The 11603-nt window shown below is 70.5% G+C and carries 9 protein-coding genes; 6 read left to right on the plus strand and 3 right to left on the minus strand.

What is annotated here, in order from left to right:
• Nucleotides 1–59 precede the first annotated feature (59 nt).
• Together JCR33_RS21760 and JCR33_RS21765 are read left to right on the plus strand one after the other, a co-directional pair.
• A complete protein-coding gene (locus JCR33_RS21760) occupies nt 60–896 on the plus strand; it encodes a phosphodiesterase (protein WP_198884237.1) in 837 nt (278 codons plus the stop codon).
• Nucleotides 893–1903 (plus strand): threonine ammonia-lyase, encoded by a 1011-nt coding sequence (locus tag JCR33_RS21765; RefSeq protein ID WP_198884238.1) that lies wholly within the window; start codon nt 893–895, stop codon nt 1901–1903. The genes JCR33_RS21760 and JCR33_RS21765 overlap by 4 nt, the downstream gene beginning before the upstream one ends.
• Before the next feature lie 63 nt (nt 1904–1966).
• Here JCR33_RS21765 and rpe read toward each other — a convergent pair whose 3' ends face one another.
• Together rpe and JCR33_RS21775 are read right to left on the minus strand one after the other, a co-directional pair.
• Nucleotides 1967–2629 (minus strand): ribulose-phosphate 3-epimerase, encoded by a 663-nt coding sequence (gene rpe / locus JCR33_RS21770; RefSeq protein WP_232372751.1) that lies wholly within the window; start codon nt 2627–2629, stop codon nt 1967–1969.
• On the minus strand, nt 2626–3147 hold the full coding sequence (locus JCR33_RS21775) for a CAP domain-containing protein (protein ID WP_198884239.1): 522 nt from the start codon (nt 3145–3147) through the stop codon (nt 2626–2628). The genes rpe and JCR33_RS21775 overlap by 4 nt, the downstream gene beginning before the upstream one ends.
• A 122-nt stretch (nt 3148–3269) precedes the next feature.
• Here JCR33_RS21775 and JCR33_RS21780 point away from each other — a divergent pair, with 122 nt between their 5' ends.
• Nucleotides 3270–4709 (plus strand): dihydrolipoyl dehydrogenase, encoded by a 1440-nt coding sequence (locus JCR33_RS21780; protein WP_198884240.1) that lies wholly within the window; start codon nt 3270–3272, stop codon nt 4707–4709.
• 6 nt (nt 4710–4715) lie between these two features.
• On the opposite strand, the gene JCR33_RS21785 is transcribed toward JCR33_RS21780, so the two are convergent.
• Nucleotides 4716–6296 carry a calcium-binding protein gene (locus tag JCR33_RS21785; RefSeq protein WP_198884241.1) on the minus strand — a complete coding sequence of 527 codons (1581 nt, stop codon included), beginning with the start codon at nt 6294–6296 and terminating at the stop codon, nt 4716–4718.
• 308 nt (nt 6297–6604) lie between these two features.
• Between JCR33_RS21785 and JCR33_RS21790 the strand changes: the two genes are divergently transcribed.
• From JCR33_RS21790 to JCR33_RS21800, 3 genes are all read left to right on the plus strand, one after another.
• Nucleotides 6605–7531 (plus strand): D-alanyl-D-alanine carboxypeptidase family protein, encoded by a 927-nt coding sequence (locus JCR33_RS21790; protein WP_198884242.1) that lies wholly within the window; start codon nt 6605–6607, stop codon nt 7529–7531.
• A 64-nt stretch (nt 7532–7595) separates the two neighbouring features.
• Nucleotides 7596–11099, plus strand: coding sequence for a bifunctional proline dehydrogenase/L-glutamate gamma-semialdehyde dehydrogenase PutA (gene putA / locus JCR33_RS21795; RefSeq protein ID WP_198884243.1), 3504 nt, complete (start codon nt 7596–7598; stop codon nt 11097–11099).
• 149 nt (nt 11100–11248) lie between these two features.
• On the plus strand, nt 11249–11593 hold the full coding sequence (locus tag JCR33_RS21800) for a hypothetical protein (RefSeq protein WP_198884244.1): 345 nt from the start codon (nt 11249–11251) through the stop codon (nt 11591–11593).
• Nucleotides 11594–11603 lie beyond the last annotated feature (10 nt).

Consider the following 11603-nt stretch of genomic DNA (forward strand, 5'->3'; position numbering starts at 1 on the left):
GGAGGTGCCCGCCACCGGGCCGCTCTCGATCCCGGCCGACCACGCTTCAAGGGCGCGCGATGGCCGTCATTGCACAGATCACCGACCCGCACATGCGCCCGCCCGGGCTGCTGACGCTCGGCCAGATCGACGCGGCCGGCTTCCTCGCCGCCGCCGTCGACACCATCATCGCCAAGCACGGCGAGATCGACGCGGTGGTCGTCACCGGCGACCTCACCGACCTCGGCGAGAGCGACGCCTACACCCATGCCGCGATGCTTCTGTCCCGCTTCAGCGTGCCGGTGATCGTGGTGCCCGGCAACCACGACCGTACCGGCCCGATGCGCGAGGTGTTCGAGGCCTACGGCGGGCTCGGCCGCTCGGAGGTGGAGGGCAAGATGTGCTTCGCCGTCGCGGCCGGCGACGCCACGGTGATCGCCCTCGACACCTCGGTCGACGGGTTGGGCGAGGACATCCATCACGGCACCCTCGGCGAGGCGCAGCTCGAGTGGCTCGACGCGACCTTGGCGGCGTCCGGCCAGACGCTCATCGCCATGCACCATCCCCCCTTCGAGGTGGACATCTCCTTCATGGACGCCATCGGCCTCACCGACCGGGAGGCCTTCGCCGCGATCATCGCCGAGCACGACAACGTGTCGCGCATCGCCTGCGGCCACGTCCACCGGGCGATCGTGGGGGAGGTGGCGGGGGTGCCGGCGCTCGCGATCCCGAGCGTCGCCCACCAGGTGCAGTTCTCGGTGTCGGCGGAGCTCACGCCCGCCTTCGTCATGGAGCCCGCCACCTACGCGATCCACCTCTTGCGGGATGGGCGCGCCACCTCGCACATCGGCTACGTGAACGACTTCGGAGGACCCGTGCCTTATCCTGAAAAGTCCGGCCACCGGGCGTACGAATGACCATCGAGCCCGTTACCGAAGCGCTGCTGCCGATCGCGATCGGCGACATCGAGGCCGCGGCGAAGCGGCTCGACGGTGAGGCGATCCGCACGCCGCTCCTCGCCTCCGCCACGCTCGACGAGAAGGTCGGCGCACGCGTGCTCGTCAAGGCGGAGTGCCTGCAGCGCACAGGCTCCTTCAAGTTCCGCGGCGCGTTCAACCGCCTCTCGCTGATCCCGGCGGACGTGCGGGCGAACGGCGTGGTGGCCTGCTCCTCCGGCAACCACGCCCAGGGCGTGGCCGAGGCCGCCCGCCTCTTCGGTGTTCCCGCCACCATCGTGATGCCGCACGACGCGCCGGCGATCAAACGCGCGCGCACCGAGCGCTCGGGCGCCAAGGTGGTGGTCTACGATCGGGAAACCGATGATCGCGAGGCGATCGCCGCGGCGATCTCGGAGCGCACCGGCGCGACCTTCGTCCACCCCTACGACGACCCCGGCGTGATGGCGGGGCAGGGCACGATTGGGCTCGAGATCGCCGCCGATCTTGCCGCGATGGGCCTTGCGGCCGACCGTGTGCTGGTGCCGGTGTCGGGCGGCGGGCTGATCGCCGGGGTGGCGGTGGCGATGGCGGCGAAGATGCCGCACGCGATCTGTCAGCCGGTGGAGCCCGCGGGCTTCGACGATCTGTCGCGCTCGCTGGTCGCGGGGGTACGGGTCACCAACGAACGCCGCGGCGGCTCGATCGCCGACGCGCTGCTCGCCGCGACGCCCGGTCGCAACACCTTCGAGGTGCACATGCGCCACGTCGCCTCCGGCGTCGGCGTGGCCGACGAGGCGCTGCCCAAGGCGATGGCGTTCGCGATGAACGAATTGAAGATCGTCACCGAGCCCGGCGGCGTGATCGCCCTCGCCGCGCTGCTCGAAGGGCTCTTCACGGTCAAGGGAGAGACGGTGGTGGTGGTCGCCTCCGGCGGCAACGCCGACCCGGACCTCATCGCCGAGGCGATCACCACCTATCGAGGCTGACCCACTCTAGGCCCGACCTTCCGGGGGTTTCGGCGACATGGTTCCATGTCGCCGAAACCCGCCTTAGCCGCGAATGGCGGTGATGGCGGCGGCATAGTCGGGCTTGCCGAACACGGCCGAGCCCGCCACCAGCGAATCGGCGCCGGCGGCCTTGGCGATCGGCGCCGTCCCCGTCGTCACCCCGCCGTCGACCTCGATGCGGATCGGCCGGTTGCCGACGAGCGCCTTGACGGAGGCGATCTTCTCGGCCGCGTTGGGCAGGAATTTCTGGCCGCCGAAGCCGGGGTTCACCGTCATGATGCAGACGAGGTCGATGCGGTGGAGCACGTTGGCGATGGCGCCGGCGGGCGTCGCGGGGTTGAGCGCCACGCCGACGTTGACGCCGTGGCCGCGCAGCGCCTCGAGCGCCCGGTCGAGGTGGCGCGTCGCCTCCACGTGCACCGTGATGCCGTCGGCTCCGGCGTCGACGAAGGCGTCGATATAGGGTTCGAACGGCTCGATCATCAGGTGCACGTCGAAGGGGAGCCGGCAGTGCGGCCGCAGCGCCTTGATGACGGCGGGGCCGAACGAGATGTTGGGCACGAAGTGGCCATCCATCACGTCGAGGTGGAGCCAGTCGGCACCGGCAGCCTCGATGGCGGCGGCTTCCTCGCCGAGGCGGGTATAGTCGGCGGCGAGCAGCGAGGGGGCGACGACGAGCCCGTCGGCATGGTGCATGGCGCTCATTGGGCGCGCTCGTCGGGCTTTGCGAGGATCAACACCCAGTACGACTTGAATTGCCCCTGGTCGGTGAGGGCAAGGCCGATCCCCATGCGGGTCATCTCCGGATTGAGCAGGTTCTGGTTGTGCTGGCGCGAGCCCTCCCAGCCGTCGACGGCCATGACGAGGGTCGGGTAGCCCGCACCGAGATTTTCCGCCGCCCTCACCGCCGGATAGCCGGCCGCATCGAGGCGCTTGGCGAGACCGGAGGCGGTGTGCATCTCGGTCTTCAGCTTGTTGCGGCGGGCGAGCTCGCGGGCGGTGTCGGCGGCGACGCGGTCGAGGGTCGCGTCCACCGTCAACGCGCCGCGGCCGTGCGCCGCGCGGTGGGCGTTGATGAGGGATGCCGCGCGGGCCGGATCGACGGACCGCTCGCGCGGCACGTTCGGCACCGTCGCCTGGGGCGAATCGCCCCCGATGCCCAACAGACCGCAGCCTGCGACCGGAAGGCAGAGGGCGAGGAGGAGAAGGGTGCGTCTCAGCATTCCTGCCTCATGCACCGCCCTCGCGCCCAACTCAAGGGCTTCGGCGCCACGGCTCGGGCCCCCGTCGGGGGAACGGAATGGGTCGGGCGGGCGTAGTGCCCAGACAGAAGGAGGGCAGCGACATGGACGAGCGATCGGCTGCGGTGGCCATTATCGGCGCCGGGACGGCGGGGCTTGCCGCGCTGCGCGAGGTGCGCCGGCATACTGACGACGTGCTTCTCATCGAGGCCGGCGCCTACGGCACCACCTGCGCCCGGCTCGGCTGCATGCCCTCCAAGCTCATGATCGCGGCGGCCGATGCCGCGGAGGGGTGCCGCAACGCCGCCACCTTCGGCATCGAGACGGGCCCGGTGATGGTCGACGGTCGGGCGGTGATGGCGCGGGTTCAGGCACTGCGCGACCGCTTCGTGAGCCATGTGGTGGAGAGCGTGGAGGACATCCCCGCCGAGATGCGCCTGCGCGGCCGCGCGGTATTCGAAGGCGACGGCCGCCTGCGCGTCACCGGCGAGGGGCGCACCACGAGCGTTCGGGCCGAGCGCATCGTGATCGCCACCGGATCGCGTCCGATGGTGCCGGAGATGTTCGCGGGCCTCGAGAATGTGGTGACGAGCGACGACGTGTTCGGCTGGCAGACCCTTCCCGAATCGGTGGTGGTGTTCGGCAACGGCATCATCGGGCTGGAGCTCGGCCAGGCGCTGACGCGGCTCGGCGTGCGCACCCGCCTGTTGGGCAAGGACGGTCTCGTCGGTCCGCTCACCGACCCCGACGTGCGCGCGGTGGCGACGGAGATCTTCTGCAACGCCTTCGAGTTCGTGCCGGACCACGAGGTGATCGACATTAGCGAGGCCGACCGCCTGACCATCGCCTACCACGCCGATGGGGGCGAGTTCTCCGGCAACTTCGACATGGCCCTCCTCGCCGTCGGCCGGGTGCCCAATGTCGACGATCTCGGCCTCGAGGCCACCTCGCTGGCGCTCGACGAGGACGGCGTGCCGCTGTTCGATCCCGACACGGGCCAGTGCGGCACGAGCGCCGTCTTCATCGCCGGCGACGGGCAGAACGACAGGCCGCTGCTTCACGAGGCGAACCACACCGGGAGCATCGCCGGCGCCAACGCGGCCGCCTATCCGGCCGTCGCGGCGGGGCATCGGCGGACGCCGCTCGCGGTGGTGTTCAGCGACCCGGGGATCGCCATCGTGGGCGAGAGCCACGACGGGCTGATGGCGCGCGGCGCCGACATCGTGTGCGGCGCGGCGGACTGGTCGAAGCAGGGGCGCGCCCAGGTGATCGACGCCGCGTGCGGCCGCCTCCACGTCTATGCCGACCGTGCCGACACCCGCCTGCTCGGCGCCGAGATGGTGGGACCGGCAGCCGAGCACATCGCCCACGTCCTGGCGCTGGCGATCGAGCAGCGGATGACGCTCACGGAGCTCACCGCGATGCCCGTCTACCACCCGACGCTGGAGGAGGGGTTGTCGACCGCCCTCTGCGACGCCTTGGGGCAGCTGTCCCTCGGCGACCCGCCGCTGCGCCACGGCCTCGGCCATGGCGCTGGCGGGTGAGGGGCGTCAGGACAGGAGGTCGTCGAAGTTGCTCTTGAGGGTGAAGTCGCTGCCGTCGACCACCTGCGACTTGGTGTTGTCGGTCTCGTAGGTGAAGCCGAACAGCTTGGTGATGTCGCCGGCGGCAAGATCGGGCCGGGAGGTGCCCTCCCACGGCTCCACCGCGAAGGTCTTGTCGTAGTAGTCCGCGCCCCAGGTGGCGATGACGTCCTGCGCGCGCTTCTCGGTGAAGGTGAACTCGAGATTCTCGAGGTCCGTCAGCGTCACGTCGCCGATGTTGCGGATGAACACGTTGACGGAGATGCTGTCGTCGCCGGTGTCGACCTCGCGCACGATGAGCTTGAAGCCGGCCTCGTTCTCGATCGCGTTGCCGTCCTCGTCGAGCGGGGTGTAGTCGCGGCCCGCGACGATGTCGCTGTTGCTGATCGTGACGTCGGACGGACGGTCGCTCACGAAGAAGCCGAACAGCTCCACCTCGGCGTAGGCGCCGACGGAGCGCTCGCCGCCGGAGGACATGTCGAAGACGCCGGTGTCCTCGTCGTAGGTCGCGTTGAAGGTGCGCGAGCCGTCGACGTCGAGCTCGGCATAGTCGGTGAGCTTGACGCGCAGGTCGTCGAGGTTGGTGATCGTCTCGCCGGTCTTGTTGCGCAGATAGACGTTGTAGATCTCGGTCTGGACGCCGTTGACCTCGAAGCTTGTGGCGAGCTGGACGCGCAGCTCGATGACGTCGTTCTCGACGACCACCTCGTCGCCGCCGCCGACGCCCGGGGCGGGCTTGATGTACTCGGACTGAATGTCCGCCTGCGTCAGCAGCGCCTTCTGGACGAACACCTGGTCGCCGGTCTTCTCGTTCTCGAGCAGCGTGCCGGTGCCGCCGAAGAGGTCGATGCGGCCGGCGGCGATCACCTTCAGATCGCCGGTGGCGTCGACGATCTGGTCGCCGTCGGCGACGCGGAAGTCCTTGATGATGTCCTGGGTCTTGCCGCGGCCGAAGTCCTGCTCGTCGAAGATGAACGCGTCGGCCCCCTGGCCGCCGTACATCGTGTCGTTGCCGTTGCCGCCGCGCAGGATGTCGTTGTTGGAGCCGCCGACCAGGAAGTCGTTGCCGTTCTCGCCGCGCAGCTCGTCGTCGCCGGCACCGCCGTTGATGGTGTCGTTGCCGGCGGCGCCGCTGACGAAGTCGTCGCCGGCGCCGGCTTTCACCCGATCGTTGCCGCCGAAGGCGAGGATCACGTCGTCCGCCGTGGTGCCGAAGACGCGGCCGCTCGAATGGTCGTCGATCACCCAATGGTCGCGGAAACCGTCGCGCGGATCGGCATAGTCGACCAGCGAGGTGACGTCGCGCACGTCGATCTGCTTGATGCCGTTGTTGATCGGCTGCTCGCGCAGTTGGGAAAATATGTCGTAGAGATCGCCCGCCCGCACGGCCTGCGGCAGGCCGATCTCGATAGTGCGGCTCGGATCGTTCTGCAGATATTCGAGGAACTCAGCGAACCTCCGCCCGGCGACCTCCGGCGAAATATCGGTGATGATGTAGCCACCCGCCTCGGTGAAGCTTGTGGTGGAGAACGATCCCGCCTTCGCCATGAAAACACCTTCGACAAACGAACACTTGGGACTGATGCGCAGTCACACGAAACGGCGCGCGGGGCCGATCCTGCGCGCGAGGATGCCATGGAATAGTTGTAGGTCTTTTGTCAAACAATATAGAATTACGTCTTGGAGAGGATCGGCCCCACCGCGCCGTCCCGCCGGCCGGGCCGCCCGATCGGCCGCGGCATTCCGGCAACGCCTGCGCCCAATTCCGTTTGTGGCGGGAGGGTTAGGAGCTTTGTCCCGGGACAGTCCCGTGGGGGCGCGTCATAAACGAGGCGAACGACCCGAGAGGAACCGGGATGCGCCGCCTCGCCATTGTCTTTGTTGTTGCGTTGCTCGCCGCGTGCTCGTCGGCCCCCAAGGAGGAGGCGTCTCGACCGAGCACGGCGGCGTTGCCGGCGGAGCCGCTCGCCGACGTCGACCCCGATGTGGTGCCGCGCGCCTATGCCGGCATCGTCGTCGACGCGCGCACCGGCCAGATCCTCTATCAGGAGGCCGCCCGCAGCCTGCGCTATCCGGCCTCCCTCACCAAGATGATGACGCTCTATCTGCTGTTCGAGCAGCTCGATGCCGGCCGCCTCACCCCGGCCTCGCCGCTCTCGGTCAGCGAGGAGGCGGCGAGCCGGCCGCCGGCCAAGCTGGGCGTGAAGGCGGGCACCGCCATCACCGTCGACACGGCGGCACGGGCGCTCGCGGTGCGCTCGGCGAACGACGTGGCGGTGGTGATCGCGGAAAATCTCGCCGGCTCCGAGGAGAATTTCGCCAGGGCGATGACCGCCAAGGCCCGCTCCCTCGGCATGGCGCGCACCAACTTTGTTAACGCCTCGGGCCTGCCCGATCCGCTGCAATATACCACCGCCCAGGACATGGCGATCCTCGGCAAGGCCCTCTCGGAGAGTTTCCCGCGCTGGTTCGGCTACTTCCAGACCGAGAAGATCAGCTACAACGGCCGCACCTGGCGCAACACCAACAAGCTCCTCGGCAAGGTCCCCGGGGTCGAGGGCATCAAGACCGGCTACATCCGCGACTCCGGCTTCAATCTCGTCACCTCCGTGCGGCGGGGCGGCAAGCACATCATCGCGGTGGTGATCGGCGGCCGCACCGGCGCCTCGCGCAACAAGAAGATGGAAGAGCTGATCGAGACCTACATGCCGAAGGCCTCCGGCGGCGGCATCGGCTCCCTGTTCGGCATGGAGGCTGCGGCTCACGTGTCCCTGCTGCGCTGAAATCGCCGTTTTTCCCAGCGGCTCCGTGGCGGTAGAGTGAGGCCGCCTGGCAAGGAGTGACGCGATGGACCTCGCAACGACAGATCTTCAGAACGCGCGTGAGGCGATCCGGGCGACGACCCTCGCCGACGAGGCGGCCCTGCTCGATCGCCTCGTCGCTGCAGCGCAGCTCGACGCCGCCACCCGCGCCCAGATCGCCCGCCGCGGCGCCGAGCTCGTCGGGCGGGTGCGCACCGCCTCCTCGCCCGGCCTGATGGAGACCTTCCTCGCCGAGTACGGCCTCTCCACCGAGGAGGGGATCGCGCTGATGTGTCTCGCCGAGGCGCTGCTGCGCGTGCCGGACGCGGAGACGATCGACGCGCTGATCGAGGACAAGATCGCGCCGAGCGACTGGGGGCGCCATCTCGGCAAGTCGTCGTCCTCGCTCGTCAACGCCTCCACCTGGGCGCTGCTCGTCACCGGGCACGTGCTCGACGAGCGCGGCCGCGGCCTCGCCGGCGCCCTGCGCGGCGCCATGAAGCGGCTCGGCGAGCCGGTGATCCGCACCGCCGTCGGCGAGGCGATGCGCCGCCTCGGCCGCCAGTTCGTGCTCGGCGAGACCATCGACGGGGCGATGAAGCGGGCCGCCGGCATGGAGGCCAAGGGCTACACCTACTCCTACGACATGCTCGGCGAGGCCGCCCGCACCTTCGCCGACGCCGAGCGCTATCGCCTCGCCTACGAGAACGCCATCGCCAAGATCGCCACCCGGGCGACGGGCGAGGATCCGCGCTTCAACCCGGGCATCTCCATCAAGCTCTCCGCGCTCCATCCGCGCTACGAGAGCGCCAAGCGCAAGACCTGCGTCGGCGAGCTGGTGCCGGTGGTGACGGCGCTCGCCAAGCAGGCCGCCGACGCCCATCTCGGCCTCAACATCGACGCCGAGGAACAGGACCGGCTCGACCTGTCGCTCGACATCATCGCGGCGGTGGCGGCGGACCCGTCGCTATCGGGCTGGCAGGGCTTCGGCGTGGTGGTGCAGGGCTACGGCCGGCGGGCGCTGCCGGTGATCCGCTGGCTCGACGCGCTCGCGCGCACCACCGAGCGGCGCATCATGGTGCGCCTCGTCAAGGGGGCCTACTGGGACACCGAGGTGAAGCGCGCCCAGGTGCTCGGCGTCGAGAGCTTCCCCGTCTTCACCCGCAAGGCCGGCACCGACGTCTCCTACGCCGCCTGCGCCCGGGCGCTGTTCGACCGCTCCGACCGGCTCTATCCCCAGTTCGCCACCCACAACGCCCACACCGTGGCGACGATCCTCGCGATGGCCGACGGGCGCGACTTCGAGTTCCAGCGCCTCCACGGCATGGGCGAGGCGCTGCACGAGATCGTGCGCAAGGAGGCCGGCACGCGCAGCCGCATCTACGCCCCGGTGGGGGCGCACGAGGACCTTCTCGCCTACCTCGTGCGTCGTCTCCTCGAGAACGGCGCCAACTCCTCCTTCGCCAACCAGATCGTCGACCAGCGCATCCCCGCCGAGCGGGTCGCCGCCGATCCGTTCGAGCTGCTGGCCGCCGGGGCGCCGGTGAACCCCAAGCTGCGCCAGCCGCCCGCGCTCTACTCCACCCGCGCCAACGCCAAGGGCTGGGACCTTGCCGAGCCCGAGGGCTATGCCGCCTTCGAGGAGGCGCGGGGGCCGCTCCACAACGTGACGTGGACGGCGGGTCCCATCGTGGTGCCGCATCTCGGTCCGGGGCCGGAGAGCCGCGTCGCCAATCCCGGCAACCCGGACGACACCGTGGGCGAGGTGCGCGAGCTGTTGCCTGAGGACGCCGCCGCCGTGGTGGAGGCGGCCAAGGCGGGCGTCGGCTGGGCCGAGCCGTCCGAGCGGGCGCGCATCCTGCGCCGCGTCGCCGAGCTCTACGAGGAGAATGCCGGCGAGTTCTTCGCCCTCGCCGCGCGCGAAGCGGGCAAGACGCCGCCCGACGCCGTGTCGGAGCTGCGCGAGGCGGTGGACTTCCTGCACTTCTACGCCGCCGAGGCGGAGCGTCTGACGCCCGAGCCGCGCGGCGTGACGGTGGCGATCTCGCCGTGGAACTTCCCGCTCGCGATCTTCACCGGCCAGGTCGCGGCCTCGCTCGCCGCGGGCAACGCGGTGATCGCCAAGCCCGCCGAGCAGACGCCGCTGATCGCCGCGCGGGCGGTGCACCTGATGCACGAGGCGGGGGTGCCGCACGCCGCCTTGCAGCTCGCCATCGGCGGGGGAGAGGTGGGGGCGGCGCTGGTGCGCCAGCCGGACCTCGGCGTCGTCGCCTTCACCGGCTCCACCGCCACCGCCAAGGCCATCGACCGCCAGCTCGCCGAGACGGCGCCGGCGGCGGTGCTCGTCGCCGAGACGGGCGGGCTCAACGCGATGATCGTCGATTCCACCGCGCTGCCGGAGCAGGCGGTGCGCGACGTCGTGATCAGCGCCTTCCAGAGCGCCGGACAGCGCTGCTCGGCGCTGCGCATCCTCTACGTGCAGGAGGACGTCGCCGATCGCGTCGTCACCATGCTGAAGGGGGCGATGGCGGCGCTCTCCCTCGGCAATCCCTGGGCGGTCTCCACCGACGTCGGCCCGGTGATCGACGAGGAGGCGCGGGACAAGATCCTCGCCCACGTCGCCGCGGCCGAGGCGCGGGGCGACGTGCTCACCCGCGCCGGAGAGGATCGCGGGCTGTTCGTGGCGCCGACGGTGATCCGCGTCCCCGGCATCGAGGCGCTGGAGGAGGAGATCTTCGGCCCGGTCCTCCACGTCGCGACCTACAAGGCGGAAGCGGTCGACGCGGTGATCGCCGCCATCAACGCCAAGGGCTACGGCCTGACCTTCGGCCTTCACACCCGCATCGACGATCGGGTTGAGCAGATCGTCGGCCAGATCCGCGTCGGCAACATCTACGTGAACCGCAACCAGATCGGCGCCGTGGTGGGCTCGCAGCCGTTCGGCGGGGAGGGGCTGTCGGGCACCGGCCCCAAGGCGGGCGGGCCGCGCACCCTGTCGCGCCTCGCAACGAGCGGCAGCCGGGCGCGGCGGGCCGACGAGGGGGCGGTGGTGACGGGTGCGGCGCTGCAGGCGGCCCTCGACGCGCTGCCGACGCCGGAGGGCGAGCAGTCGGCGACCGTCCTGCCGGGGCCGACGGGGGAATCGAACCGTCTCGCCCTCTACCCGCGCGGCCGGGTGATCTGCGCCGGTCCCACGCTGGAGCGGGCGAGGGCGCAGGCCGCGAGTGCCCGCTTCTGCGGCAACGCGGTGCTGATCGTCGCCCCCGGCGCGACCGCCGGCGCCGATCCCATGGTGCGGGCGATCGACGGGGTGATCGATCCGCCGAGCCTCACCGATCTGAAGGGGCTCGCCGCGCTCGCCTACGAGGCGGCCGACCTCGGTCCCGTGCGCCGGGCTCTCGCGGCTCGCGAGGGGGCCATCGTGTCGGTGTTCGGGGCGGAGGAGGAGATGGTGGTGGAGCGCCATCTCTGCATCGACACCTCGGCCGCCGGCGGCAACGCCCAGCTTCTGTCCTCCACGGAGGACGACGTGGAGGCCGTCGCCGCCTGACATTGCGCCGAGGCGGTGCGCCGCCTCGCGCCGTCCGATCCGCGGCGACCCTCCGGGCTTGCGCAAAACGCGGCCTTTGCGCACACTCGGCCGATGCTGGAATGCGGCGGCCGGCGTGCGGATCCCCTCCCGTCGCAGCGGATGAGACGATGGCACGGCCGACCCACCCTCGCACCGGCACGCATCTGGTGCGCTTCCTTCTGAAGAACGCCGCCATCGGCGTCGGCATCGCCGTTCTCACGGTGGGCCTGATGGTGGCGTTCGACTTCCTGAACCTCAGGACCCTCGTGAGCGCCAACGACGCGGGCCCGCTCGCCCTCTGCGTCATGACGGTGTTCTTCGCCATCACCTTCGGCAGCGTGCAGATGGGCATCGCGGTGATGCTGACGGCCGACAACGGCGACCGTCACGAAGGCCGCCGCGCCTGCCCCGAGGCGCGGCTCGTCCCGGTGCGCGCCGTCGCCGCACGCCCCTCTCGCCACAACGGCGCCTGAACCCCGACGC

Origin of the sequence: Acuticoccus mangrovi, assembly GCF_016411865.1 — a bacterium.
Classification (GTDB): domain Bacteria; phylum Pseudomonadota; class Alphaproteobacteria; order Rhizobiales; family Amorphaceae; genus Acuticoccus; species Acuticoccus mangrovi.